The sequence below is a fragment of the Methylobacterium tardum genome (genome assembly GCF_023546765.1).
Taxonomy (GTDB): Bacteria; Pseudomonadota; Alphaproteobacteria; order Rhizobiales; family Beijerinckiaceae; genus Methylobacterium; species Methylobacterium tardum.
In genome coordinates, this window is sequence record NZ_CP097484.1 from 2,460,061 (window position 1) to 2,484,703 (window position 24,643).

Below are 24,643 nucleotides of genomic sequence, written 5' to 3' on the forward strand. Positions count from 1 at the left end.
GGAGGCGCGCATGCCCGACAGCCCCTATCCGCAGATCATGCTCGTCCGCCACGGCGAGACCGAGTGGAGCCGTTCCGGTCGGCATACCGGGCGCAGCGACATCCCGCTCACGCCGACCGGCGAGGCCGCCGCGCGGGCCCTTGCGCCGCGTCTCGAGATGCGCTCCTACTCGGCGGTGTGGTCGAGCCCATCGGGCCGGGCAGCCACCACCTGCGAACTTGCGGGTTTCGGCGATCAGCGCGCGATCGACCCGGATCTGGCCGAGTGGAATTACGGCGCCTACGAGGGGCGGACGACGCCGGCAATCTTGGCCGAGCGTCCGGGTTGGCGCCTGTTCCGCGATGGCTGCCCGGGCGGCGAGACGGCCGCCGATGTCGGGATCCGGGCGGACCGGGTCATCGCGCGGGCCCGGGCCCTCGATGCCGACCTCCTCGTGTTCTCGAGCGCGCATTGTCTGCGGGTGCTCGCCGCGCGCTGGATCGGCCTGCCGCCGGAGGCCGGAGCACTCCTCGTTCTCGGCACCGCGAGCGTCTCGGTGCTCGGCTACGAGCACGATCGTACCGAGCCGGTCCTGCGGGCCTGGAACGGTTAGGCCCTGCCCTATCGCAGCCAGTATCCGTCCGGGGTCAGCGCGTCCGGCATCGGCTCGCCGAGCGCGTGATGCACGATCCGGTCGACGGCGCGGACCATCGCGTCGAGAGGCAGATCGTTCGGCTCGGTTCCGAACGGCTCCTCCAACTCGTCTCCGAGAGCGTCGAGGCCGAAGAAGGTGTAGCCGACCAGCGCCACGACGACCGGCGTCGCCCAGCCGAGGGAGCCGGTGAGCCCCACCGGCAGGAGCAGGCAGTAGAGCCAGGCGGTGCGGTAGACCAGCAGCGTGTAGGCGAAGGGCAGCGGCGTGTTGGCGATGCGCTCGCAGGCGGTGTGCACCGCCGACAGCGCCTCGATCCGCGATTCCAGGATGCCGAACTGGATGTCGGTGAGCCGTCCCGCCCGCACCGCAGCCGCCAGGTCGCGCGTGATCGCGGCCAGGACCGAGTCGGTTGGGTTGGGGCCGGTCCTGTCCGAACCCGGCACCCTTCCGTCGATGGCCGCGGCTTCATCGAGACCGCGCAGCCGCGCCCGAAGACCGTGCGCGAAGCCGGAGAGCCGCCGGAGCTGGGGGGCCGCGTCCGCATCCGGCAGCAGCGCCGGCAGGGCGCGTGCGAGGTTGCGGACCTCGCCGATCAGGCTGCCCCAGAGCTTCCGGGCCTCCCACCAGCGCTCGTAGCAGGCGTTGTTGCGGAAGCTCAGGAAGATCGAGAGGGCGAGGCCCACCAGGGTGAAGGGCGTGACGCCGGCCGTCATTGGGAAGACCGCGGGCCAGCGCGCCTCGGCCCAGACCACCGCGCAGGAGACCGCCACGATCCCGGCGAGCTTCGGCGCCACCCGCGGCAGGATCGACCCGCGCAGGGTGAACAGCAGGGTGAGCAGGTTGGGCCGGGTGCGGACGATCATCGGGCTATCGAGGCTGGAGCGTCGCCGTCCTGCCCTGCCCCCTGCACGCCGGCAAGAGACGTCTCCGTGAGGAGGCCGCCGGACGGGCGGTCGCTCAGACCGGCTCCGCTTCCCACAGCCACGCCGCGCCGCGGACGCCCGACGCATCCCCGTGGAGGCTCGCCCGCACCGGTGTGTCGAAGGCGTCGGAGAAGATGTGAGGGGCGATCGCGGCGGGCAGACCGTCGATCAGCTCGGGAATGCGCGACAGGCCGCCGCCGATCACGACGACGTCCGGGTCGAGGAGGTTGATCACCTGGGCGGCCGCGCGCCCGAGCCGGTCGAGATGGCGTGCGAGCGTCTCCTGCGCCTCCGCAGCGCCCGCCCGGGCGGCGGAGACGATCGCCTCTGCGGACAGCGGCGCGCCGTGCCGCCGACCGTAATCGGCCGCGAGGCCGGGGCCGGCCAGCCACGTCTCGATGCAGCCCCGGCGACCGCAATAGCAGTCGGGGCCCGGACGCTCGTCGTCGCGCGGATAGGGCAGCGGGCCGTGGCCCCATTCACCGGCGATGCCGGTGCGGCCCGTGAGCACCCGCCCGTCGATGGCGATGCCCGATCCGACCCCGGTGCCCAGGATCACCGCCCAGACGACCCGTGCGCCGGCGCCAGCGCCGTCGATCGCCTCCGAGACCGCAAGGCAATTCGCGTCGTTCTCGATCCGCAGCGGCCGACCCAGCCGCCGCGTCAGGTCGGCGCCGAAGGGCTGCCCATTGAGCCAGTGGGAATTGGCATTGCGCACGAGGCCGGTCGCGGGCGACAGGCTGCCCGGCATGCCGATGCCGACCGTGCAAGGCGTCCCGGCCATCCCCTCGAGCTCCAGCACGAGGGCCGCCACCGCCTCGACGGTGGCGCCATAATCGCCGCGCGGGGCGGCGACCCGGGTATCGGCCACCGTGCGGCCGTCCCGGTCCAGCACGATCCCGGCGATCTTGGTGCCGCCGAGATCGATGCCGAGGCGCGTGCCTGCGGGCCGGCCCATCACTCCGCGGCGGCGACCTTGCCGTCGGTCGCCATCGGCTGCGGTGTCTCGTCGGCGATGTGGGTGCCGATGGAGACCGGGTGGGCCATGACCTCGTTGAGCTTGGCCACGTCGAGCTCGCCCTCCCAGCGGCTGACGACCACGCAGGCGACGCCGTTGCCGACGAGGTTGGTCAGCGCGCGGCACTCGGACATGAACTTGTCGATGCCGAGAACGAGGGTCATGGCGGCCACCGGGACCGGGCTGTTCGGGATCGCCGAGAGGGTCGCCGCCAGGGTGATGAAGCCCGCGCCGGTGACGCCCGAGGCGCCCTTCGAGGTCAGCATCGCGACCAGGATGATGGTGGCGTACTGCGTGATGCTCAGGTCCACGCCCACCGCCTGCGCGAGGAACAGGGTCGCGAGCGTCATGTAGATGTTGGTGCCGTCGAGGTTGAACGAGTAGCCCGTCGGCACGACGAGGCCGACCACGGAATCCGACGCGCCGAGCCGGCGCATCTTGGTCATCAACTGCGGCAACACCGTCTCGGACGAGGAGGTGCCGACCACGATCAGCAACTCGTCCTTGATGTAGGCGAGGAAGCGCAGGATCGAGAAGCCGGCGACCCGGGCGATCGCGCCGAGCACCACAACCACGAACAGGAGCGCGGTGACGTAGAAGGTGCCGACCAGCCACGCGAGGTCGTAAACCTTCTGGATGCCGTACTCGCCGATGGTGAACGCCATGGCGCCGAAGGCGCCGAGCGGCGCGAGCTTCACCACGATGCCGATGATCTTGAAGAAGATCTGGCCGGCGGTGTCGATCGCGTGGTTCACCGAAGCCGCCCGCTCGCCAAGGCTCGTGACCACGACGCCGGTGAGGATCGAGATCAGCAGCACCTGCAGCAGGTCGCCGGTGGCGAAGGGATCGAAGAAGCTCTTGGGGATGATGGCCAGGATGTGGGCGACGGTGGAATCGGCCGCGGCCTTGCTGGCGTAGGTCGCGACCTTGCTGGCGTCGAGCTTCGACGGATCGGCGTTGAAGCCTGCGCCCGGCCGGATCACCTCGCCGACCAGCACGCCGATGAGCAGCGCGACGGTGGAGACCACCTCGAAGTAGACCAGGGCCTTCAGTCCGACGCGGCCGACCTTCTTCAGGTCGCCGATCGACGCGATGCCGTGCACGATGGTGCAGAAGATGATCGGCGCAATCATCATCTTGATCAGGCCGATGAAGGCGTCGCCGAGCCACTTCATGGCCTTGCCGGTGGCGGGGTCGTACCAGCCGAGAAGGACACCGAGCGCGATGGCGATCAGGACCTGGATATAGAGCACCTTGTACCAGGGCTCCCGGGGCGCTGCGGCCGCACTCGTCGCGTGGATTGCTTGTGCCATGTCCATCCCGTGCGACGACCGCGCACCCTCCCGATTTGCCGGCACGCTAGCGATTATCGATCCGCGCCTCAACGGTAGCTCGGTAATCTGCGGCGAACCCCTCGTGACAAAAACCTGTCGATTCCCGCCGGAAAGACTTCTCTAGTCTGACAATTGGGCTCATCCCGATAAACGCGGCTGTTTCAAGCCGCCGCCGGATTTCGCCGTCCGATCAACGGCTTCCAGTCTAATTCCGGGGTGACGCGTGGCTGTACTCAACTGGGCCGGGGTCGCGGTCCTCGGCGGAATCTTGGCCAGCGCGCTGGTCGCTCCGGCGTCCGCAGGGGTCGTCGCGCAGATCGACCAGTCGCGCCAGCGCATGCGCGTCTTCGTCGACGGCACTCCGGCCTATGATTGGCCGGTGTCCACCGCCCGACGCGGCTATTTTACGCCGAACGGCCGTTTCCGGGTCGGTCTGATGGCACCGATGTGGCGCTCGCACAAGTATCACGGTTCGCCGATGCCGCACGCCATGTTCTTCCGGGGCGGCTACGCGATCCACGGCACCTACGCGACCGGGTCGCTCGGGCGCCGGGCGAGCCATGGCTGCATCCGCCTGTCGCCGGGACATGCGGCCGCCCTGTTCAGCCTGGCCCGCAGCCGCGGCGGGGCGGCGGTGGTCATCCGCAACTGAACGCGTCCTGGTCGCGGCAACCCGGCCTTCCCCGCCGCGGACGGCCGTGCCGGAACCGCGCGGGCGCAACACGCAGCAGACGGGCCGCCGTGCGGTCTGCGCGGCGGCCCGGTGTGTTCGCGGATCTGCGCCGGCGCGAGCCGGCGGCCGGTTCAGTTCTGCTGCTGCGTCCGGCGGGGGCGCACGGTCCAGCGCTCGAACATCGACGCCGGATCCTCGCTCTTCGCATCCTTGGATTCGGAGGCCGGTTCCGGCTGCTGGTGGATCGCCGCGCCGAGCGCCTGGGACAGGCTCTCGATCACGTCGTCGATCCGGGCATCGCCGTGCAGGGCCTCAGGCGAGCCGGCCTGAGCCGCAGGCGCCTCGGGCGCCGCAGGCTCCGCGTGATGGACGGGCTCCGGAGCCGGCTCCGGATCGGCGTGGTGCTCGGGGGCCGGCTCGGCGGGGGCTGCCGCGGCGGGCGCCGCAGGCTCCGCGTGGTGGACCGGCTCCGGCGCGGGCGCGGGCGCCACGGGTGCGGCGGGCGCAGGGGGCGTCACGATGCGGCGCATCGCGTTGAGCGCGCCGTCGTCGGATTCGGACGGTCGATTGCTGCTGCCGTAGCGGCCGAAGCCGAACCGCGGCTCGATCAGGTCGAGCACGGCGTCCAGCGCGGCGTTGCTCAGGGAGACCTCCTCGGCGGCCGGCACGCCCTGGATGGCCAGGGCCTGCCGCTCGAACGCGGGCTCGCCGCTGACCTCGCGCCCGAACCAGCTCGGCGCCTGGAAGCCGGCCGCATCGCCGTCGTGCTCGAAGACGACACTGATCAGGTCCAGGCTTCCGGGCGTGACGTAGCGGTCGATCGCCACCTCGCGTCCGCCGACGTTCACGGTCGTCCGATCGTAGGCGGCCTTTCCGGGGCAGACATCGAGCAGCGCGTCGCCGTGGGCGCGCGGCACATCGGTGCGCTCCTCGACCGGAATGCCGTCGGCACCCTTGTTGACGAGCACGAGCTGGCAGTTCTGCCCGTCGACCCGCACGTAGGAGGCGCGACCGCCCTGCGGCGCGAAATGTCCTTCGGTGATGCGCGCCCCGCCCCGCTCCTTGCGGATCAGGCGGACCAGGGACGGGGCGACCAGGAATCGGCGAACGGTGCTCATGAACTCAAAACCCCTCCCGGTTGGTCGGCGGTGCGCCGCTCGGGCGGACAGCCTCTTGGTCCGCCGGATCGGGCGGACCGGATCAAGTGGAACCGGGGAGGACGGCGTAAAAGCTGGATCGCAACGCCGTATTCACCCGCACCTGACCGCTTCCGCCGCCAATCACCGGACAGCGACAACATGAGACTATAGAGCGCTAAGCAAAAACGCGACGAAATCAAGACCGGACCGCGGTGAAGATACGACCTCGGCGCCTTCTGTCCCCGATATCCCGGCTCGCGGCACGATTTTTTGAACCCAGGTTAAATCTCGGATCGCGTCATGCCGCCGGCTCGAACTGCATCGCCACGCCGTTCATGCAGTAGCGCAGACCGGTGGGGGCGGGGCCGTCCTCGAAGACGTGGCCGAGATGTCCCTGGCAGCGGGCACAGTGCACCTCGGTACGCACCATCCAGTGGCTGCGATCGACCGACGTGGCGACGGCGCCCTCGATCGGCGCGAAGAAGCTGGGCCAGCCCGTCCCGGACTCGAACTTGGTCTCCTGCTCGAACAGGGGTTGTCCGCAGCCCGCGCAGGTGAAGGTGCCGGGACGCTTCTCGGCGAGCAGATTGCTCGTGCCGGCCCGCTCCGTGCCGTGCTCGCGCAGCACCCGGTACTGGTCCGGCGTGAGCGCCGCGCGCCACGCGGCGTCGCTGCGGGTCTCGCGACCGGTGGTCTGCGTATCCGCCATGACGTTCTCCCGTTCTGGAGCCGCACGATACGCGGCGTCGGCGATCTTCAGCAGTCCCGCCCTCAGGCCGCCGCGCCGACCGTGTCGGCCATCCGCGCCTGCCGGCGGCCCATCGGCAGGGGCGCGCCCGTGGTCGTGTCGCGGGCGGTCTGATGCTCCAGCTCCGCGTTGATCTCGCCCCCGAGCAGGACGATCGTCGAGGAGATCCAGATCCAGGTCATGAAGCCGATCACGGCGCCGAGCGAGCCATAGGTCTCGTTGTAGGTGCCGAAATTGGCGACGTACCAGGAGAACAGCAGCGAGGCGAGGAGCCAGAGCAGGCCCGCGATCACACTGCCGACCCCGACCCAGCGCCACCGGGCGTGCTCCCGGCTCGGGCCGAAGCGGTAGAGCACCGAGAGGCCGCCGAGCAGCACGATCAGGATGGCCGGCCAGCGGAGGGCCGCGAGCAGCCAGGCGGTCGAGCCGAGGCCCAGATAGTTCAGCACCACCGGGACCACCACGATCGCGTTGAGCGCGATGATGATGAACAGGAGCGCACCCACCGTGAAGGTCAGGGAGCGGAGGTTCAGCCAGAAGAAATTGCGCTTCTCCTCCTCCTCGTAGACCACGTTCAGCGCGTCGAACATCGCCTTCATGGCGGCGTTGGCGCTCCAGATCGACAGCAGCAGGCTGGTGAAGAAGGTCACGCTGAGCGAGCCGGTGCCCCGGGACGCGATGCGCTTGACCTGATCGCCGATCAGCTCGACCGCCCCGGACGGAAGCACGGCGTGCAGCTGCGCGAGGTGGTCGTTGATCACGGTCACGTCGGCGAACAGGCCGTAGCAGGTCACGAGTGCGGCGATCGCCGGGAACAGCGACAGCAGCGTGTAGAAGGTGACGCCGGCGGCGACCGCCAGCACCCGGTCCTTGTTGAACTCGAGGTAGACCCGAACCGCGATGTCCTTCCAGCCGGATCGCGTCATCTCGGCGGGACTGTTGGCGGCGCGGCCGCGCTCCGGCTGCGTGGCCGCCGTGAGCTGCGCGGCGCGGCCCGAGATCGAGCGCGCCCCGGCGGCAACGCCTTTATTCGCCGCCCCCGTGTCCTGCGGCGGCTCGGGGTCGCGCGGCGGTCCGTCGTCCCGAGCGAGCACCGGCACCCCGCGCCGCCCCGGCGCCGCAGCGAGGGCGACCAGCGCCGAACCGAGCATCAGGATCCACAGGATGGAGCCGGTATCCGGCTGTCCACTCGGGCGCGAGGGCGACGGGGGCATGGGTTGGGTAAGTGCCGTACACGCGGAACTGCCGCGCTCGGGACTTCAAACGTCCCCGCGAAGCGCCCGTTCCGCAACGGCGCGGGGACGGGTCGGGCTTCCGCGCGTTGTGCCATTTATGCGCGATCATCCCCGTCTCGGCTTCTGTTGCAAGTTCGTCCTCGACGAGCCCCCCGGCACGCACGCCACCCTCAAGGCGGAGCGCGACGCGACGCTTCACATGAATCTCACCAGCGTCACGATGGCCTATCTGGCCAAGCTGGAACCCGCCGCCCGGCGGACGAAGCTCTCCGGCCTCGTGGCGCACAATCTCGACGCCCTCGCGCGCCAGATCGCCTGGGTCGGAGCCCGGCCGCCGCTGGAGCGCCTGCTGCGCATGGCGAGCAACGTCCTGCCCGGCTACACCCATCCGATCGCCCAGGCGATCTACGCGGAGCCCGAGATGGCGGCCCTCGTCGAGCGCGGCCTCGCCGAGGCGGGAGCGCTGGCGCGCCGCCTCGAGGTCCGCCTGAGCTTCCACCCGGGCCCGTTCTGCCTCCTGGCGAGCCGCAATCCGGCGGCGATCGAGAACGGCCTGTCGGAACTCGACTATCACGCCGAGATCTTCGACCGCATGGGCTATGGCGGCGGCTGGCATCCGCACGGCGCCCATATCAACATCCATGTCGGCGCCGGCGACCCCGGGGTCGACGGCTTCCGCGCGACCCTGCCGCGGGCGAGCCAGGTGGCGCGCGACCTCGTCACGGTGGAGAACGACGAGAACGTCTTCGGCCTCGACGCGGTGCTGCGGCTCGCCGACATCGTGCCGGTGGTGCTCGACCTGCACCACCACTGGGTCCAGAGCGGCGGCGAGTATCTCGAGCCGGACGATCCCCGGATCGCGCAGGTGCAGGCGTCCTGGCGCGGCGTGCGGCCCGTGGCCCATATCAGCGTGTCGCGCGAGGCGGTCGCGGAAGAGTGCGATCCGGACGCCCTGCCCGACTTCCCGGCCCTGCGCAATGCCGGCCACGCGGTCCGGGACCTCGCGGCGCATTCCGACATGATGTGGAACCGGGCGGTCAACAGCCTCGTCGCCCGTCACCTCGTCTGGGCGGATTTCGAGATCGAGGCCAAGGCGAAGAACCGCGCGTCGGTACAGATTGCCCGCTACATCACCGAGCTGGAACGCGCGGGGCCGATCGCCGCCGAATGACACGGTGGTCTCGACGCATCCGCGAGACGGCTTTAGGCATCCGGGCATGAAGACCGCCGATTGCGACATCCTCATCGTTCCGGGGCTCGGAGGGTCCGAGGAGGACCATTGGCAGGCCCGCTGGGCCGGCCGGCTCGCCACGGCCCACGTGGTCGAGCAGGACGATTGGCACGCGCCGACGCCGGAGGCGTGGTGCGGAACGATCGCCGCGGCGGTCGCCGCCGCGACCCGGCCGGTGATCCTGATCGCCCACAGTCTCGGCGTGGTGGCCAGCGTCGAGGCGGCGCCGCGCTTCACCCCGGGCGTCGTGCGCGGCGCCCTGCTGGTGGCTTTCCCGGACGTGGAGGAGGCGCCGGGCCTGCCGGATTCGGTGCGCGCCTTCGCGCCGGTCCCGCGCGACCCCCTGCCCTTCCCGTCGCTCCTCGTCGCCAGTCGCACCGACCCGCATTGCCGCTACGCGCGCGCCGACGATTTCGCGCATGCCTGGGGGGCGCTCACGGTCGATGCCGGCGAGTCCGGCCACATCAACGTGGCGAGCGGGCACGGCCCCTGGCCCGAGGGGCTGATGCGTCTGGCCGGCTTTCTGAAGGGGCTGTGAGCCTGCGTCGCTTGAACGCCCTGGTCGCGCCTGACGTCTTCGCGAGCGCAGCGAAACGGCCCCGGGGCGGCGCGACCGGGATGGTCGTGGCGCCGCCTGGATTACATCGCTCCGCTCGCAAAGATCGCGGCAGCCAACCCGCGCGACGGGCCGCCGGATCTCGTTAACGCTCCGTTTACCCTCGACCCGTCCAGTGGCGTCTCGGGCGGTCCTTCGCCCCGAAGGCGCCCCTGGAGATCACCGTGACGCGTAAAGAGCTTCTGGAACGACTCGACGCGGTGCAGACCGCCCTCGGGCCGCGGGCCCAGTCCAACTTCAACAGCTCGCTGTTCAACGACGTGACGCTCTTGAAGCGCATCGAGGCCTTCGAGGCCAAGCTCGGCGAGCCCGAGAAGCCCAAGAGCGCCGACTACACCGGCAACATGTTCTCCCGCATCGCCAACCGCCGCGCCGCCGCGGGCGGCAAGTAGCGCCGCGCGGCCAGGAGCGACCCTGCTATTTCGACTCGGCCTCGGCCGAGCGCAGCAACTCGCCGGCAACGTCGGCGAGCCGCGGCGGCGCCTCCCGCACGAACGGCAGCGGGCGGCAGACATTGAGGGCCGCTAGCCCGAACCGGGCGGTCATCAGCCCGTTGAGCACCCCCTCGCCCAGCTTGGCCGACACGCGGGCGGCGATCCCCAGCCCCAGCACCTGCTGCATCACGCTCTCGCCCACCGCCATCCCGCCGGTGACGGTGAGATGCGCGAGCGCGGCGCGCGCGAGCCGGAGGAAGCCGAGGAAGCCCGGGCGTCCGCCGTAGATCGCCGCGATCCGGCGCAGCAGCCGGACGGCGGCGAAGACCACGAAGGCGACGTCCACGATCGCCCGCGGGCTCAAGGCCGTCACCGCCGAGACCTGCTTGGCCGCCGTCGCGATGGCGTTGCGCGCCTGACGGTCCAGGCCCGCGAGCAATTCGTGCTCGGCCAGACCGATCCGGTCGTCCACGTCGAGGATCGCGTCGGCGGCGGCGTCGATCCGGGCACGGCCCGCCGACAGGGACTCGCGGTCGGCGTAGAAGGCTGAGAGCGCCTGCACCACCGCCTGCGCGCCGGTGTGGTCGCGGGTTCCGAGGGCGTCGAGGGCCGACTGGCGGAGGCGCTCGATCTTGCGCTCGCGGCGCAGGCCGGCGAGTTCCCGCACCACGATCGCCAGGAGCGCCAGGGCGGCGAGGCCCAGCAGGGCGAGCGCTACCCAGCCGAGCCAGGGCGCCGCCTGGAACAGGTCGGCGATCATCCGCTCGACGGACAGGCCGATCCCCAGCGAGACCAGGGCGCCGACCGCCGACAGGAACAGCGCCCCCACGGCGAGCGGCGGCGCGGGGCGACCGGCACGGCGACGCCGTCGGCGGCGTCGACGATCTCGAAGGGCTCCTCGACGATCCGGGCCTGCGGCGGCCGGGCGGCGAGCGGCGTGGTGGCGACGTCCGGCTCGACGTCCCGCTCGGGCGTGATCCGGAAGGCGCGGGGTTTCTGGCCGGAGGTCATGGCTGGATACTCCGCAGGCTCACCAACATCGTCACGCCAGCTTGTCGCCGATCAGGAACTGCATCGCCCGGTCCAGCCGGATCTGCGGCAGGTGCCCGGGGCGGCCGAAGCCGTCGGGCCGCACCAGGGGTGGCCGGAAGCGCGGGAAGCGCAGCGAGCCCGGCTCGACCGCGCCTTCCAGCACGGCCTCGGCGCGCGCGGGCAGCTCGCCCGGGAAGATCGCGGCCTCGCTGTTGCCGTCGAACACCTCGTCGCCGACCACCTCGCCGGCCTCCGGAGTCCCGGCCACGGCGCGCAGCGTCTCGCCGCCGTCATGGACCGTGGTCTCGCGCGTGGCGCGCACCGAGGCGAGCGCCACGGTGCCGACCCGGGCGCCGGCCGCCTCGGTCCGCCGCATGGCGCGGGACACCAGCAGCCGCAGCAGCGCGTCGAGCCGGTCGTGGCTCGTCTGGTGGAGATGGTCGGCCTTCGTGGCGGCGAACAGCACCCGGTCGGCCCGGGGGGCGAACAGCCGGGACAGGACGGTGTTGCGGCCGATGTTGAGGCTGAGCAGCACCGCGTCCAGCGCCTCTTCCAGCTCCGCCAGGGCGGTCGGCCCGGCATCGACCGCGGAGAGCACGTCGACCAGCACGATCTGCCGGTCGACCCGCTGGAAATGGTCGCGGAAGAACGGCGTCACGACCTTGGTCTTGTAGGCCTCGAAGCGCCGCTCCATCAGGCCGGCGAGGCTGTCGGGCGCGATGGTCTCGGTGAGCTCGTCGAGCGGCGCGAAGGTCAGCGCGGGCGAGCCGGCGAGGTCGCCGGGCATCAGGAACCGGCCCGGCGGCGTCGTGGCGACCGACTCCGGACCGGCGCGCAGGCCCGCGAGGTAGGCCTTGAACGCGTCGCTCGCCCGCTCGGCCGCGACCTCGTCGAGCGGCCCGTTCGGGTCGAAGCCCTTGAGCGCCGCGAGCCAGGGCACCGCCACGGCGGCGCGCCCCGGCCGGCGCGTGCCGTTGATCGTGGCCCGCGACCAAGCGGTGTAGCTCGTCTCGATCAGCGCCAGGTCGAGCAGCCACTCGCCGGGATAATCGACCACGTCGAGCATCAGGGTCGCGGGACCGGTGCGCCAGCCGGCGGTGCGCTCGTAGGCGATCTCCAGGCGGAACTGGCTGATCCGGTCGGTCGAGCGCGGCCAGCGCCGGGCCTCGGTCAGCGTGCCGAAATGCTCCTCGAAGGGAAAGCGCGGCACGTCGTCGTCGGGCTGCGGCACGAGGCGGGCGCGGCGCAGGCGGCCCTCCTGCGCCGGGGCGAAGGCCGGCAGCGCGTGCGTCTCCACGAGATGGTGGATCAGCGCCGTGGTGAAGACGGTCTTGCCCGCGCGCGCGAGCCCGGTCACGCCGAGCCGCAGGGTCGGCTGGACCAGCAGGTCGTGCGAGGCTTCGGCGAAGGCTTTGACGGCCGAGCCGGCGCGCGCGGCAAGGTCGGTCAGGGGCACGGGCGGGCTCGTCGTGAGGGGAACAGGCCGGGCAGAGGTGGCGCGGCAGAGGTGGCGCGACTCGGGCCGAACCGCAAGGCTTGACGCTACGGAGTGGCGTTATTGGCGGCCGGCGTCATCGGTCGCAACCGGGCGATCGCCCCCGCGACGAGATCCGGGCCGGCCCGGAGCGTGCCGAGTTCCACCGCCGACATCGCCAACATCACGGGTGCGAGATTGGCGCGGGGTGCGCCGTCAGGCCCGAACAGGTCGAGGTCGTCGCCGGGCTTCAGCCCGACGCTGCCGCTGATCCGCGCGGCGTAGGCCTGGATGCGCACCTCGTCGCCGGTGCAGAGCGGGGCCGGCAGGCGCAGGTCGAGGACCGGCAGCCCGGTCGCGATCGCCGGGAGGAGCGCCGACTCGGCCACCATCCGCTCGGGGCTCGGCACCCGGCGATCCGTCGTCCGGTCGAGGAGCGCGGCCGGGTTCGCGACGCCCCGGGCCGGTCGGCGCGCAGTCTGTCCGGCCGGGTCGGCCGGCGCCGTGAGGCCGGTGGCGATGTCGGGGATCGGCTGGAGCGTGGCCACGTGCGGCACGGGGGCCCGGCGCCGGCCCGCATGGCCGGCCATCCGGGCCAGCGGCGACCAGGGCTGGACCCGCAGGGCCGCCCGGCCGCGGGGGCTCCGCCGGGCCGGTGCGTGGCAAGGAAGCGGGCGCGCAGCGTGCGCCCGAGCCCCCGGGGCGCGAGCGCGGCCGAGACCGTGGGGGCCGCCACCGGACGTCCCGCGCGCGCGGGCGCGGCGACGGACCGGCACTCGGCGGGGGCCCAGCGGCGCACGATGGCCAAGGCCGTGTGCCGGCCGTAGTCGCGATAGTAGCGCCGCAGCAGGCTCGCCGCCGCGTCGGCCCCGTCGTCGAGGGTGGCGAAGGCGGTGTGGCCCTCGGCGTCCGCGCCGATCTCGCCGGGCCAGCGGGCGGACTTGATGCACCAGCCGTTGTTGAGGCGCACGCAGCGCGCGACGTAGGGCGGGTCCTCCGCCAGGGAGGCCGTGACCGCGAGCGCCCGCGGCAGCAGCTGCGCGCCGGTCTGCGCGTGCCAGTTGGAGACGGAGCGGGTCGCAGGGTCGAAGCGCGGCGGCGCCGTCTCCGCGGGGGCGGCCGTCACGACAGGGGCCGGCAGGGCGTGCAGAATGGTTTCCGCGCCCGTCTCCGCCCGGGGAACCAAGCTCGTGAGCAGGACGAGGGCGTTCAGCAGCACGCGGACAGGCCTCCGCGGTGGTCCGCGGGAAACGGGCTCTCAGGCGCGGGAAAAGGTCCTGCCCTCACGGGTTCAACACCTTAAGCGCCGCCTCGTGCAGCCGCGGGTCGCCCGCCGCCACGACCCGGCCGCCCGACGCGGCGGAGCCTCCGTCCCAGGCCGTGACCCGGCCGCCCGCACCTTCCACGATCGGGATCAGCGCGACGATGTCGTAGGGCTTCAGCCCCGCCTCGGCGACGAGGTCGATCTGTCCCGCCGCCAGCATGCAATAGGCGTAGCAATCGGCACCGTAGCGGGACATCCGCACCTGACCCTCGAGCGACCGGAAGCGCTCGGCCTCCTCGTCCGCCGCGAACAGCCGCGGATCCGTGGTGGCCAGGATCGCCTGGGCGAGATCCCCGCAGCGGCGCGCGCGCAGGGTCCGCTCGCCCGAGGGCGTGCGCAGGCGGGCGTTGCGCCCATCCCCGGTGAAGCGCTCCGCCAGGTAGGGCTGATGCATCATCCCGCGCACCGGCACGCCATTGCGGGTCAGCCCGATCAGGGTGCCCCAGGTCGGCAGACCCGCGATGAAGGCCCGGGTGCCGTCGATCGGATCGAGAACCCAGACACATTCTGCATCGGTGCGTTCCGAGCCGAACTCCTCGCCGAGGATGCCGTGGCCCGGGAAGGTCTGGCCGATCATCGCCCGAAGCACGACCTCGGCGGCCCGGTCGGCCTCGGTCACGGGGTCGAAGGGGGCGCCTCCGCGGGCCTTGTCATCCAGGCCGAACTGGGCCCGGAAGAACGGCAGGATCGCCTTGCCGGACGCGTCCGCGAGGTCGTCCATGAACCGTCCGAGTTCGGCGACGCTCATCGGATCATGTCCCTGGTTCCGTCCGCGGTCGGTTCGATCGTCCGGACAATGCGTGACGAAATCGGGGTGCACCCCCGGCCGTCAAGCCCCCCGGCTCATGCATCGGCTCGCGCCGGCTTGCGGGAGGTGCCCTCCCCGGCTTCCGCGCCGTGATCCGATGGCGAGGGCGTCCCGGCGTGATCGTCCGCCTGCGGCTCGGCTTTGCGCTCTGCGGCGGCGAGCACCGCCTCGACGGCTTCGCGAAGCGAGACCACGCGGCCGTCGGCACCGGTCGACTGTTCCGTGGCCCGACCCTGCCCCTCGTCCTGCGTGAGCCAGAGGCCGAGCAGGATCGGCACGCCCGGCATCCGGCCCTTCAGGCGGCGAATCAGCCGGCGCAGATGGGTCGGCTCGCCGTCCAGCGCCAGGGAAACCACGCAGGCCATCTGGGCCGGGCCCGGCTCGAAGCGCGCGATTCGCGCCGAGGCCGCCTCGGCAAACGGGACCGTGCGGACACCGAGACCGCGCTTCTCCAGGATCTGCGCGAGGATTGCGGCGGCGGCCTCGTCCAGGAAGCCGCGGCCGGACACGCACAGGACTGCTCCCTGCCGCGTCCAGGCCTGGGACAGAGCATCGGGCGCCGGTCCCACGGGCATCGGGCTGCAGGCGCTGTCGGCAGTCTCGCCGGCGGCATCGGTGACTGCGTCGCTGCGCTCGGAGAGGTCCGCGATCAACTCGCCGAGGGCCGTGCGCATCGCCGCCTTCTGGCGCGCCGTCAGAACGCCCCGGGCCGCGTCGCGGGCTGCGAGTTCGAGGGCCTTGAGAACCACATCGTCGTAGTAGGACGAGAGCGAGCATTGCTGCAGGATCAGCTCGGCATGGCCCAGCACCTCCTCGGCATCGCCCGCCAGGATCCGTTGGTAGAAATTCTGCACGGGCGTGAGGGCCGGGCGGTCACCGAACAGCACGTCGAGGAATTCCAGGTGCTCCACGTGGCGTCCGAGCACCACGAGACAGACGGTGAGCGGCGTCGACAGGAGCAGGCCGACGGGGCCCCACAGCCAGGTCCAGAACAGGGCCGAGACCAGCACGGCGAAGGGCGAGAGCCCGGTGGATTGCCCGTAGACGATCGGCTCGAACACCTGGCCGGTCAGCGGCTCCAAGACGATGAACAGGATCGCCACCGCGATCATCATGTTCCAGCCGGGATCGACCGCGGCGGCGAGCGCCATCGGCAGGAGCGCCGACACGACGGCCCCGAGATAGGGCACGAAACGCATCAGGGCCGAGAAGATCGCCCAGAGCACTGGGTTCGGTACGCCGATGACGTAGAGCCCGATACCGATCACGACGCCGAAGGCGGCGTTGAGGGCGAGCTGCACCACGAAGTAGCGGCTGAGCCGCCGCGCGGCGTCGCCGATCGCCACGGTCGTGCGATGCAGGTCGCTCGATCCCGCCAGCCGGATCATGCGGTCGCGCAGGTCCTCGCGTTGCATCAGCACGAAGAGCAGCACCACGAAGATGATGCCCACCGTGGCGAGCGGATGCATGACCGGCGACAGCACGGTCGAGAGCATCTCCAGCGACCCCGGCTGCGAGGCGGCAATCTCGACCAGGACGGGCTTCGGGGCCGCCGGCCCCTGGCCCGGAGCGGGCGCCGGCTCGGCGGGCGGCGCGGCGGCCTGCGGCGCTTGCTCGTGGCCCGCCTCCTTGCCGCCGACATGCAGGGCCCGGCCGATATTGGCGACATAGGCGGTGAGATGGCCGACGGGTGAGTCGCGCAGCCCCTCGACCTTGCGCTCGATCGTCGACCGGTAGCGCGGGACGTCGCCGGCCAGGTCGGCCGCCTGGATGCCGATCAGGGTCGCGAGGGCCGCCACGATGCCCAGGGTCAGGAACACGCCCAGGCCTACGGCCACCAGCCGCGGCAGGCGCAGGCGCCGCAGGCGGTTCACCAGCGGCGTCAGCACGAAGGACAGGAGCAGCGCGATCGCGATCGGGATGAAGATCTCGCGGCCGAAATACAGGGCCGCGATGATGGTGGCCCCGACCACGACCGGCGAGGCCATCGCCGCCCGCGGCGTCTCGGCCGCGGCGACGCGGGCCGGTCGCGGCGGGGTTCCGGGTCGCGCCGCCACCTCGACCCCGACCGGGGTTCTCGTGCCCATACCGTGATCCGCACCCCGAACGCCACGCGCGGGCGCCCGCCGGGGTCTCGGGGCGCCTTGCGGATGGGGAACGGCACAGGGCCCGAAAACGATCCCGCCGCCGCGGCCGGCTACGCGCCCTGCACCCCGGCCCGGGTCACGTCGCCCGCATCCTTGAGGTCCGGGAGCGACCAGCACAGCTGTATCACGCGCTTGGCCTGCGCCTCCGGCAGCACGCCCGCGGCGAGGTCGGCGAACTTCGCCTCCAGCTGTTGATCGGACATCGGCTTCTCGACGCTGCCGATGGCGTGCTCGATCCGCCGGTGGACGGTCCGCCCGTCGTTGAGGGTCACGGTCATGTCGACCTGCGCGGCGTCGATGCCGGGCGTGATCACCGGCACCACCTTCTGGCGGAGCGCCACCACGCGCGGGTCGTTCACCGCCCGATCGCTGAACTGCTTCTCGCCGCCCGCCCCCTCCACGAAGGCCACCGCGGCCGCGTGGTAGATGCTGAACTTGCCCTCAAGGCCGGTCTTCGGGGCGGTCTTGCCGGTCAGTTCCAGCACCAGCGGGTGGACCTTGAGGTCGACGCGCTTGATGTCTTCCGGCTTGACCCGGTCCTCGTCGCGGATCTGGATCGCGGCGTCGATCGTCGGATGCATGACGATGCCGCAGGCGAACGGCTTGTAGGTGTTGAGCGCGGATTCGTAGCGGGTGCCGAGGCCGTCGGTGATCTCGGACCAGTCCTGCTTGGTGGAGATCGTGTTGGCCCAGCCGCGCTTGGCCTCGATCATCCCGTCGGACGAGGTGTAGCCCTTGGACGCCAGGATCGCGGCGAACAGGCCGTTGGATGCGGCCCGGCCCGGGTTGAAGCTCTTGTTCATCGAGCCGAAGGACTCGCGCAGGCCGACCGGCTGCGAGGCGGCGAGCCCGAGGGCGTAGACCATCTGCTGCTCGGTCAGCCCCATCAGCTTGCCGGCCGCCGCCGCGGCGCCGAACGGCCCGCAGGTACCGGTGATGTGCCAGCCCGCGTCGTAATGGTTCGGGTAGACCGCATTGCCGATCCGGCACTCGGCCTCGATCCCGACCACCAGGGCGTCGAGGAAGTCCTTGCCCGAAACCGGCTTCATCTCGGCATAGGCCAAGATCGCCGAGGCGACCGGGCCGGCCGGGTGGATGATCGTCTTCAGGTGGGTGTCGTCGAAGTCGAAGATGTGGCTCGACACGCCGTTGAGGAAGGCGGCGTTCATGATGTCGAACCGCTCGGTCCGGCCGAACAGCCCGGCCTGGGGCGGCCCGGAGAAGGGCTGCAGCGCCGAGACCGCGACGTCCACGGTCTCGTGATGCGATCCGCCGATCGCCACGCCCACCCAGTTGAGGAAGCTGCGCACGCCCTCGCGGCGGACGTTCTCCGGCAGGGTGTCGTAGGAGGAGCTCAGGATCCACTGCGCGAGGATCTTCGTGACGGGCGGTGGGGGGGAGCCTTCGCGGCCGGCTTCGCGGTCTCGGCCGCCTGCGCGCCCTGCAGGGCCGGAGCCGTAAGGGCGAGGCCCGCGGCCCCGATGAGCGAGCGGCGATTCATCGACATGGCGTTCTCCCGGACAGAGCCGCCCGCGGCGGCTCCGATTGCCGCGCATGATAATGAATTCAGTTGCCGGCCGTCAGCCTCCGTGTTTCACCCTGCCGGCTCTGACACCCCTTCACACCACCACCGGCAGCACCTCCTGTTCGCCCACACCGAACACCCGCCGATACCGGGCGACCTCGTCGGCCGGTCCCTGCGCCTTGGTGGGATTGTCGGAGAGCTTCACGGTCGGGCGCCCATCCGCCTCCGTGACCTTGCAGACGATGGAGACCGGATCGAGCTTGCCGTCCGGCAGCAGCCCGCGGAAGTCGTTGGTCAGCAGCGTGCCCCAGCCGTAACCGATGCGCATGCGCCCGTGGAACCGCGCGTGGATGCGCTCGATCTCGTCGATGTCGAGCCCGTCGGAGAAGATCGCGAGCTTGTCCCGCGGATCGTGCCCACGTTCCTGCCAGAAGCGGATCACTTCCTCGCCGCCCTCGATCGGGTCCTTCGAGTCGATGCGGATCCCGGTCCAGTCGCTCACCCAGTCGGGAGCGTTCGCCAGGAAACCGGTGGTGCCGTAGGTGTCGGGCAGGATCACCAGCAGATTGCCGCCGTAATCCTCCTGCCAGTCGGACAGCACCGCGTAGGGGGCGCGGGCGAGCGCCGCGTCGTCCTCGGCGAGCGCCGCGTAGACCATCGGCAATTCGTGGGCGTTCGTGCCCACCGGCTCGACCTCCTGCCGGGCCGCGATCAGGCAGTTCGAGGTGCCGAGGAACGCGCCGCCGAGGCCCTCCGCCATGGCCTGCACGCACCAATCCTGCCACAGGAAGCCGTGGCGGCGGCGCGTGCCGAAATCGGCCACCGACAGGTCGGGCAGCTTCTGCAGCCGCTGGATCTTCTCCCAGACCCGAGTCATGGCGCGGGCGTAGAGCACCTGCAGGTCGAGCTTGCCGAGACCCCGCAGCACGGCGCGCGCCCGCAATTCGTTAAGGATCGCGAGCGCCGGGACCTCCCACATGGTGGTCTCGATCCACGGTCCGTGGAAGGTCAGCTCGTACTGCCCGTCATGGACGGCCAGTTCGTAGTCGGGCAGCCGGAAGTTCTCGAACCACGTGACGAATTCGGGGCCGAGGATGCGGCCCTGGCCGCGGAACACGTTGCCGCGCAGCCACGTGACCTCGCCCTTGCTGAGGCGGAGCGTGCGGGCGTGGTCCAGCTGCTCGCGTAGCAGCCCGGCATCGACCTCGTCGGCGATCCGGATGCGCCGCGTGCGGTTGGTGATGCCGAAGGTGGTCTGGATGTCGGGATGCCGGCGCAGGATCGTCTGCGCCATCAGGAGCTTGTAGAAATCGGTATCGAGCAGCGACCGCACGATCGGGTCGATGCGGAAGCTGTGGTCGTAGACTCGCTTCGCCAGATCCAGCATGCTCTCGGAACTCGACCGCGCGCCTCTTTCACGCAGAGCGCATGCCGAGCGCGGCCCCGTCAAGGAGACGGGCAGCCACTCGGACCTGGAACTCAGCTTCACGGGGCCAGGCTATTCCCGCCCTGGCTGCATAGCCTCCCGGCCGTCATTCCGGGGCGCCGCAGGCGTGCCCGGACCCGGAGGGGCACGCCGGGAGGCGGGCAATCCAGAGCCGCCGACAGCGCCCAATTTAGCACGCGGTGCGGTTCTGGATTCCGGGCCCTGTTCCGCAGTCCCGGAATGACGGGGCTGACATTCAACGACGTCGGATCAAGAGCATGCGCTCAGTGATCCGACGTCAGAGACCGGAAAACCTTCTCCGGGATCCCCGTGCGTCAGCCTCGGACGCTCAGGCGAGGTCGACCTTCTTGGTCTCGGTCTTCGGGCTCTCGCCAGTGAGCGAGGCCTTCACGTAGCCGTAGAGGTGGAGCATCGTGCTGTTCGGGCTGTCCCAGTACTCGCCCTTCTCCGGGTGGACGCGGATCAGCGCCACCTCCGGATCGTCCTTGCCGTTCGGGAACCAGGTCTTCAGGCTCTCATTCCACTTCGCGTCGATGATCGACTGGTCGCGGACGATCTCGGCCTTGCCGGCCACCGAGACGTAGTTCTGGCTCGACGGGTCGGAATAGGCGAGATTGATCTGGTTGTCCTTGCTGATCTCGGCCGTCTTTGGCGAGTGCAGCTTGGTGAAGAACCACAGGTCGCCGTTCTCGTCGGCGTCGTTGTTCCACATCGGGCGGCTGTTGAGCGTGCCGTCGGAGTCGACGGTGGTCATCATGGCGATCTTCACGTCCTTGATGAGCTCGAACAGCTTCTTCGCGCCCTCGTGGTCGCGGTGGTTGCCCTGATGCATGAAAATGGTCTCCTACGCGTCGTTTCGGTCTCGGCGGGGCCCCCGGAGAGGGCCCCCGGCCGAAGGCTGCCCCGACAACGGATCAGTCTCCCGTTGGTTCAGCTTGTCCGCGCGAGGACGGAGGTTCGGATGAATCGGGCTCGGGTGCTGAGCCGCGCAGCGGCGGCGCTGGTCGCCCTCGGCCTCTGCGTGCGGCCGGCCGCCGCCGAGGTGCGCTTCGGCCCGGGCGTGCGCATCGGCGGCCACGACTTCTCGAACCGGCGCTACGGCAGCGTCCATATCGAGCGCGTGAAGCGCCTGCGCGGCCCGCTCGGCTGCCGGCGCCTTCGCCACGGGGTCTACCGGCGCGGCGACGGGACCGTGGTGCGCGGACCCATGGAGGAATGCAACCTCATCGCCCGCCCGCACTGACGCGAACCGCTCGGCCGGGACGGCCACGGGGACGCAGGCCGCCGGTGGCGACGCCGATTGCGGGCCCGGGGTCTGGTGTTCTCGGCCCGCTCGGTTACATGCACTGGCATACCTGCTTGCCCCGCTGGAGGACATCTTGGCGATCACCCGCGACGACGTGCTGAAGGCGCTCGCCGGCATCACGGTCGATGCCGCCGGCACCACCCTGCCCGGCTCGGGCCGGCTCTCCCAGGTCGTGGTCGATCCGAACAACCGGGTGATGTTCTCGATCCTGGTCGATCCCAGCGAGGCCGAGCGGTTCGAGCCGGTGCGGCGGCAGGCGGAGGGGCGCGTCCTGCAGATGCCGGGCGTCTCGGGCGTGTTCGCGAGCCTCACGTCGGAGCGGAACCAGAGCCACCCGGCCCAGAGCAGTGCCGCCCCGCGGCCCGTGACGCCGCCGCCGGTGGCGCCGCCCCGGCCCGGCGCGCCGCCGAACCAGGGCCCGCAGATCGCGGGCGTGCGCCACATCGTGGCGGTCGCCTCCGGCAAGGGCGGCGTCGGCAAGTCCACCACCGCCTGCAACCTCGCCCTGGCGCTTCAGGCGCAGGGGCTGAAGGTCGGCCTTCTCGACGCCGACATCTACGGCCCGTCCGTTCCGAAGCTGTTCGGCCTCTCGGGCAAGCCCAACGTCGCCGACAACAAGGCCATGGAGCCGATGGTCGGCTACGGGCTCAAGGTCATGTCGATCGGCTTCCTGATCGAGCCCGAGACCGCCATGATCTGGCGCGGCCCGATGGTTCAGTCGGCGATCACCCAGATGCTGCGCGACGTGCTCTGGGGCGAGCTCGACGTGCTTTTGGTCGACATGCCGCCCGGCACCGGCGACGCGCAGCTCACCATGGCGCAGGCGACGCCGCTGTCCGGCGCCGTGATCGTCTCGACCCCGCAGGACCTCGCGCTGATCGACGCGCGGCGCGGTGTGACCATGTTCAAGAAGGTTGCGGTGCCGATCCTCGGCGTGATCGAGAACATGGCGACCTTCGTCTGCCCGAATTGCGGCCACGCCTCGCACATCTTCGGGCATGGCGGTGCGCGGAACGAGGCGCAGCGGCTCGGCGTGCCGTTCCTCGGCGAGGTGCCGCTGAACATGACCATCCGCGAGACCTCGGATGCGGGCCGGCCGGTGGTCGCGACCGATCCGGATGGGCCGCACGCCAAGGTCTATCGGGACATCGCCGCCCAGCTCTGGGCGAACCTGTCCGGCGCGCCGGCCGGGCGGACGGCGCCGAAGATCGTCTTCGAGTGAGGCCGTGGCGCCGCCTGTTCCTCCGCCAGTCCTGGGCCTGATCCTGGCCGGCGGGCAGGCGCGGCGGATGGGCGGCGGCGACAAGCCGCTGCTGCGGCTCGGCGGGCGGACCCTGCTGGAACGGGTGGTCGAGCGGCTGGGGCCGCAATGCGGGGCGGGACTGGCGCTCAGCGCCAACGGCGACCCGGCGCGGTTTTCTGGGTTCCCCGGACCGGTCCTGCCGGATCCGCTGCCGGGGCAGCCGGGGCCGCTGGCCGGCATCCTCGCCGGGCTGGAGCACGCCGCCGCGCAGGGTGTCGCGCGGGTCGTGAGCGTGTCGGGCGACGCGCCGTTCCTGCCGGGCGATCTGGTGGCGCGGCTTGAGGCTGCGGGATCAGAGGCCGGTATCGCCCTCGCGGCCTCAGGGGCGCGGCAGCACTACACGATCGCGCTCTGGCCGACGGCGCTGCGCGATGCGCTTCGGGACTATCTCGAAAGGGGCGAGCGGCGGGTCGGCGCGTTCATCGCGCGCCACGGAGCGGCCGTGGCGTCCTGGCCGGCGGAGCCGGTGGATCCGTTCCTTAACGTCAACACGCCGGCGGATCTGGCGGCGGCGGAAGCCCTGGACCGAGGGTGATGCGGTTCCGCCGTCATCATGAGCGAAGCGAAGTGACCCAGGGCAGCGCGACTGAGGGCGTCGTGCTGACTGGATTGCTTCACTCCGCTCGCAAGGACGGCGGAGCCGAAGCCATCGAGAGATGGCTTCAGACGTCAGGCTTAATCCGAGTTCAGGCTTCCGCGACGGTCGCCTTCACGATCTTGTCCGGCGAGCGCGGCGGCTCGCCCTTGTTGATCGTGTCGACCACGTCCATGCCTTCCACGACCTTGCCCCACACCGTGTACTGCTTGTCGAGGAAGCGGGCGTCGTCGAAGCAAATGAAGAACTGCGAGTTCGCCGAGTGCGGGAAGTTCGTCCGCGCCATCGAGCAGGTGCCGCGCACGTGCGGCTCGGCGTTGAACTCGGCCTTGAGGTCCGGCAGGTCCGAGCCGCCCGAGCCGGTGCCGGTCGGGTCGCCCGTCTGGGCCATGAAGCCGTCGATCACCCGGTGAAACGGCACGCCGTCATAGAAGCCCTGGGCGGCGAGGGTCTTGATCCGCTCGACATGGCCCGGCGCCAGGTCGGGGCGCAGCGCGATCACGACGCGGCCCTTGGTGGTCTCCAGCACGATGGTTTCGTTGTCAGCCATAGGTCTGTCCTTCCGGTTGAGGGAACTGTATCGGCGCACGCCGGATCCGGCCAGCGCCCGTGACGGGGTCGCCGGCGTTCAGGCCGGCGGGCGGTAGACGAAGCGGAGCGCCACCGGCCGGCCCGCGATCGCCCGGCCCAGGCCCGGCGTGATGTGGGCCGGGGTGCAGCGCGCCAGGGCGTCGAGGGTCCCGCGGACCAGGGTGGTCCGCTGCGGCCCGGAGACGCCCGCCGCGTAGGTGACGCGCGGCGGCCCGATCAGGCTGCCATCGCGGCGCAGCGACAGCCTGAGGGTGATCTCGATGTCGTCCGACCCCGCGCTCGGCGCCCCGAGACCCGCGGGCGCCTGCCAGCAGGCGGCGAGCGCCGGATAGAGCTCGGCCAGGGTGTCGGCGGGCTTGGTTGCCATCCGGGGGACCGGCACCGCGATCGTCGCCCGCAGGGTCTGCGGCAGGCTCAACGGATAAGCGCCGCCGGGCTCGATGGCGTAGCCGTAGAACGGGCTGCCGTCATAGGCCGCCGCGGCCGCCGGGATCAGGCTCAGCAGCAGGATCGAGGCGGCGCGCCGGCCCGGCATGCGGCCGCTACTTGGCCTTCTCGGCGAGCGTCATGCTGACGATCTTGTCGGGGTCCTGGACCGTGCCGCCGGGCGCGCCGGGCGCGGCCTTCTTGATCTTGTCGAGGACGTCGAGCCCGTCGGTGACGTTGCCGACGATCGTGTACTGACCGTTCAGGTTCGGTGCGTCGGCGAGGCAGATGAAAAACTGGGAATTCGCCGAGTTCGGATCCTGCGAGCGGGCCATGCCCACGGTGCCGCGGCGGAACTGGGCCGATTGCGAGAACTCCGCCGGGATGTTCGGCAGGCTGGAGCCGCCGGTGCCGTTGCCCTTCGGGTCTCCGGTCTGGGCCATGAAGCCGTCGATGACGCGGTGGAACTTCAGGCCGTTGTAGAAGCCCTGGGAGACCAGCGTCTTGATCTGCTTGACGTGCTTGGGCGCCAGGTCGGGCCGCAGCTCGATGGTGATCCGCCCGTCCTTGGTCTGGAGATAGACCGTGTTGGCATCGGCAGCCCAGGCCGTTTGGGCCGTGCCGAGCGTGAGGGCGAGCGCGAGGAGGGCGTGGCGTCGGTTCATCTGGGTCCTTCCAAG

General features: G+C 71.1%; 22 protein-coding genes and 3 pseudogenes. 8 read left to right on the forward strand and 17 right to left on the reverse strand.

Annotated elements, in window-relative coordinates; genetic code table 11:
- The first annotated feature begins 10 nt into the window (after positions 1-10).
- Positions 11-592 (forward strand): histidine phosphatase family protein, encoded by a 582-nt coding sequence (locus tag M6G65_RS11595; protein ID WP_238197076.1) that lies wholly within the window; start codon positions 11-13, stop codon positions 590-592.
- Positions 593-600: 8 nt separating this feature from the next.
- Here M6G65_RS11595 and M6G65_RS11600 read toward each other — a convergent pair whose 3' ends face one another.
- From M6G65_RS11600 to M6G65_RS11610, 3 genes are all read right to left on the reverse strand, one after another.
- Positions 601-1,497, reverse strand: coding sequence for a bestrophin family protein (locus M6G65_RS11600; RefSeq protein ID WP_238197077.1), 897 nt, complete (start codon positions 1,495-1,497; stop codon positions 601-603).
- A gap of 94 nt (positions 1,498-1,591) precedes the next feature.
- Positions 1,592-2,515, reverse strand: coding sequence for an ROK family protein (locus M6G65_RS11605; protein WP_238197078.1), 924 nt, complete (start codon positions 2,513-2,515; stop codon positions 1,592-1,594).
- Entirely contained in the window at positions 2,515-3,888 is a 1,374-nt protein-coding gene (locus tag M6G65_RS11610; RefSeq protein WP_238197079.1) for a dicarboxylate/amino acid:cation symporter, read from the reverse strand. The genes M6G65_RS11605 and M6G65_RS11610 overlap by 1 nt, the downstream gene beginning before the upstream one ends.
- A gap of 244 nt (positions 3,889-4,132) precedes the next feature.
- Here M6G65_RS11610 and M6G65_RS11615 point away from each other — a divergent pair, with 244 nt between their 5' ends.
- The gene (locus tag M6G65_RS11615; protein WP_238197080.1) at positions 4,133-4,561 is read left to right on the forward strand and encodes a L,D-transpeptidase; all 429 of its coding nucleotides are present in this window, start codon (positions 4,133-4,135) and stop codon (positions 4,559-4,561) included.
- Positions 4,562-4,713: 152 nt separating this feature from the next.
- On the opposite strand, the gene M6G65_RS11620 is transcribed toward M6G65_RS11615, so the two are convergent.
- The 3 genes from M6G65_RS11620 to M6G65_RS11630 form a co-directional block, all read right to left on the reverse strand.
- Entirely contained in the window at positions 4,714-5,700 is a 987-nt protein-coding gene (locus M6G65_RS11620) for a hypothetical protein (protein WP_238197081.1), read from the reverse strand.
- A 319-nt stretch (positions 5,701-6,019) separates the two neighbouring features.
- Complete coding sequence (msrB, locus tag M6G65_RS11625; RefSeq protein ID WP_238197082.1) at positions 6,020-6,430, reverse strand: peptide-methionine (R)-S-oxide reductase MsrB; 411 nt, start codon at positions 6,428-6,430, stop codon at positions 6,020-6,022.
- 62 nt (positions 6,431-6,492) lie between these two features.
- Positions 6,493-7,683, reverse strand: coding sequence for a YihY/virulence factor BrkB family protein (locus M6G65_RS11630; RefSeq protein WP_238197083.1), 1,191 nt, complete (start codon positions 7,681-7,683; stop codon positions 6,493-6,495).
- Positions 7,684-7,801: 118 nt separating this feature from the next.
- On the opposite strand from M6G65_RS11630, the gene M6G65_RS11635 reads away from it, so the two are divergent.
- The 3 genes from M6G65_RS11635 (at position 7,802) to M6G65_RS11645 (ending at position 9,943) form a co-directional block, all read left to right on the forward strand.
- Positions 7,802-8,875, forward strand: coding sequence for an apurinic/apyrimidinic endonuclease family protein (locus M6G65_RS11635; protein WP_238197084.1), 1,074 nt, complete (start codon positions 7,802-7,804; stop codon positions 8,873-8,875).
- Positions 8,876-8,921: 46 nt separating this feature from the next.
- Positions 8,922-9,473 (forward strand): RBBP9/YdeN family alpha/beta hydrolase, encoded by a 552-nt coding sequence (locus M6G65_RS11640; RefSeq protein WP_238197085.1) that lies wholly within the window; start codon positions 8,922-8,924, stop codon positions 9,471-9,473.
- 242 nt (positions 9,474-9,715) lie between these two features.
- Positions 9,716-9,943, forward strand: a complete 228-nt coding sequence (locus M6G65_RS11645) for a hypothetical protein (protein ID WP_192710546.1) — start codon at positions 9,716-9,718, stop codon at positions 9,941-9,943.
- A gap of 25 nt (positions 9,944-9,968) precedes the next feature.
- On the opposite strand, the pseudogene M6G65_RS11650 reads toward M6G65_RS11645, so the two are convergent.
- The 8 genes and pseudogenes from M6G65_RS11650 to M6G65_RS11685 form a co-directional block, all read right to left on the reverse strand.
- Positions 9,969-10,996 (reverse strand): annotated as a pseudogene (locus M6G65_RS11650) (YcjF family protein).
- Positions 10,997-11,027: 31 nt separating this feature from the next.
- Complete coding sequence (locus M6G65_RS11655; protein ID WP_238197087.1) at positions 11,028-12,473, reverse strand: YcjX family GTP-binding protein; 1,446 nt, start codon at positions 12,471-12,473, stop codon at positions 11,028-11,030.
- An 86-nt stretch (positions 12,474-12,559) separates the two neighbouring features.
- Positions 12,560-13,710 (reverse strand): annotated as a pseudogene (locus M6G65_RS11660) (hypothetical protein).
- Positions 13,711-13,774: 64 nt separating this feature from the next.
- Positions 13,775-14,563: a histidinol-phosphatase gene (gene hisN, locus M6G65_RS11665; protein ID WP_250103953.1), complete on the reverse strand. Its 789-nt coding sequence runs from the start codon at positions 14,561-14,563 to the stop codon at positions 13,775-13,777.
- A 95-nt stretch (positions 14,564-14,658) separates the two neighbouring features.
- Positions 14,659-16,710 carry an AI-2E family transporter gene (locus M6G65_RS11670; protein ID WP_250103954.1) on the reverse strand — a complete coding sequence of 684 codons (2,052 nt, stop codon included), beginning with the start codon at positions 16,708-16,710 and terminating at the stop codon, positions 14,659-14,661.
- Positions 16,711-16,820: 110 nt separating this feature from the next.
- A pseudogene (locus tag M6G65_RS11675) lies at positions 16,821-18,277 on the reverse strand (MmgE/PrpD family protein).
- Between the two features lie 112 nt (positions 18,278-18,389).
- Positions 18,390-19,682 carry a nicotinate phosphoribosyltransferase gene (gene pncB, locus M6G65_RS11680; protein WP_238197092.1) on the reverse strand — a complete coding sequence of 431 codons (1,293 nt, stop codon included), beginning with the start codon at positions 19,680-19,682 and terminating at the stop codon, positions 18,390-18,392.
- 388 nt (positions 19,683-20,070) lie between these two features.
- The gene (locus M6G65_RS11685; RefSeq protein WP_024830124.1) at positions 20,071-20,574 is read right to left on the reverse strand and encodes a pyridoxamine 5'-phosphate oxidase family protein; all 504 of its coding nucleotides are present in this window, start codon (positions 20,572-20,574) and stop codon (positions 20,071-20,073) included.
- Between the two features lie 129 nt (positions 20,575-20,703).
- Here M6G65_RS11685 and M6G65_RS11690 point away from each other — a divergent pair, with 129 nt between their 5' ends.
- The 3 genes from M6G65_RS11690 to mobA all read left to right on the forward strand — a co-directional run bounded on the left by M6G65_RS11690 (position 20,704) and on the right by mobA (position 22,886).
- Positions 20,704-20,985 (forward strand): hypothetical protein, encoded by a 282-nt coding sequence (locus M6G65_RS11690; RefSeq protein WP_238197093.1) that lies wholly within the window; start codon positions 20,704-20,706, stop codon positions 20,983-20,985.
- A gap of 136 nt (positions 20,986-21,121) precedes the next feature.
- Positions 21,122-22,270 (forward strand): iron-sulfur cluster carrier protein ApbC, encoded by a 1,149-nt coding sequence (apbC, locus tag M6G65_RS11695; RefSeq protein WP_250103955.1) that lies wholly within the window; start codon positions 21,122-21,124, stop codon positions 22,268-22,270.
- A 67-nt stretch (positions 22,271-22,337) separates the two neighbouring features.
- The gene (gene mobA, locus M6G65_RS11700; RefSeq protein ID WP_238197131.1) at positions 22,338-22,886 is read left to right on the forward strand and encodes a molybdenum cofactor guanylyltransferase MobA; all 549 of its coding nucleotides are present in this window, start codon (positions 22,338-22,340) and stop codon (positions 22,884-22,886) included.
- A 151-nt stretch (positions 22,887-23,037) separates the two neighbouring features.
- Here mobA and M6G65_RS11705 read toward each other — a convergent pair whose 3' ends face one another.
- The 3 genes from M6G65_RS11705 to M6G65_RS11715 all read right to left on the reverse strand — a co-directional run bounded on the left by M6G65_RS11705 (position 23,038) and on the right by M6G65_RS11715 (position 24,628).
- Complete coding sequence (locus M6G65_RS11705) at positions 23,038-23,496, reverse strand: peptidylprolyl isomerase (protein WP_091715579.1); 459 nt, start codon at positions 23,494-23,496, stop codon at positions 23,038-23,040.
- Between the two features lie 78 nt (positions 23,497-23,574).
- Positions 23,575-24,072 (reverse strand): hypothetical protein, encoded by a 498-nt coding sequence (locus M6G65_RS11710; RefSeq protein ID WP_238197095.1) that lies wholly within the window; start codon positions 24,070-24,072, stop codon positions 23,575-23,577.
- Between the two features lie 7 nt (positions 24,073-24,079).
- Positions 24,080-24,628, reverse strand: a complete 549-nt coding sequence (locus M6G65_RS11715) for a peptidylprolyl isomerase (RefSeq protein WP_238197096.1) — start codon at positions 24,626-24,628, stop codon at positions 24,080-24,082.
- Between the last annotated feature and the right edge of the window lie 15 nt (positions 24,629-24,643).

Coding starts and splice junctions, on each gene's coding strand:
- M6G65_RS11605 (WP_238197078.1), bottom strand. CDS start 2,515: ATGGGCCGGCCCGCAGGCACGCGCCTCGGCATCGATCTCGGCGGCACC.
- M6G65_RS11595 (WP_238197076.1), top strand. CDS start 11: ATGCCCGACAGCCCCTATCCGCAGATCATGCTCGTCCGCCACGGCGAG.
- M6G65_RS11690 (WP_238197093.1), top strand. CDS start 20,704: ATGAATCGGGCTCGGGTGCTGAGCCGCGCAGCGGCGGCGCTGGTCGCC.
- M6G65_RS11715 (WP_238197096.1), bottom strand. CDS start 24,628: ATGAACCGACGCCACGCCCTCCTCGCGCTCGCCCTCACGCTCGGCACG.
- M6G65_RS11610 (WP_238197079.1), bottom strand. CDS start 3,888: ATGGCACAAGCAATCCACGCGACGAGTGCGGCCGCAGCGCCCCGGGAG.
- M6G65_RS11670 (WP_250103954.1), bottom strand. CDS start 16,710: ATGGGCACGAGAACCCCGGTCGGGGTCGAGGTGGCGGCGCGACCCGGA.
- M6G65_RS11710 (WP_238197095.1), bottom strand. CDS start 24,072: ATGCCGGGCCGGCGCGCCGCCTCGATCCTGCTGCTGAGCCTGATCCCG.
- M6G65_RS11705 (WP_091715579.1), bottom strand. CDS start 23,496: ATGGCTGACAACGAAACCATCGTGCTGGAGACCACCAAGGGCCGCGTC.
- hisN (WP_250103953.1), bottom strand. CDS start 14,563: ATGAGCGTCGCCGAACTCGGACGGTTCATGGACGACCTCGCGGACGCG.
- pncB (WP_238197092.1), bottom strand. CDS start 19,682: ATGCTGGATCTGGCGAAGCGAGTCTACGACCACAGCTTCCGCATCGAC.
- M6G65_RS11620 (WP_238197081.1), bottom strand. CDS start 5,700: ATGAGCACCGTTCGCCGATTCCTGGTCGCCCCGTCCCTGGTCCGCCTG.
- mobA (WP_238197131.1), top strand. CDS start 22,338: ATGGGCGGCGGCGACAAGCCGCTGCTGCGGCTCGGCGGGCGGACCCTG.
- M6G65_RS11600 (WP_238197077.1), bottom strand. CDS start 1,497: ATGATCGTCCGCACCCGGCCCAACCTGCTCACCCTGCTGTTCACCCTG.
- M6G65_RS11685 (WP_024830124.1), bottom strand. CDS start 20,574: ATGCATCAGGGCAACCACCGCGACCACGAGGGCGCGAAGAAGCTGTTC.
- M6G65_RS11635 (WP_238197084.1), top strand. CDS start 7,802: ATGCGCGATCATCCCCGTCTCGGCTTCTGTTGCAAGTTCGTCCTCGAC.
- M6G65_RS11630 (WP_238197083.1), bottom strand. CDS start 7,683: ATGCCCCCGTCGCCCTCGCGCCCGAGTGGACAGCCGGATACCGGCTCC.
- M6G65_RS11640 (WP_238197085.1), top strand. CDS start 8,922: ATGAAGACCGCCGATTGCGACATCCTCATCGTTCCGGGGCTCGGAGGG.
- msrB (WP_238197082.1), bottom strand. CDS start 6,430: ATGGCGGATACGCAGACCACCGGTCGCGAGACCCGCAGCGACGCCGCG.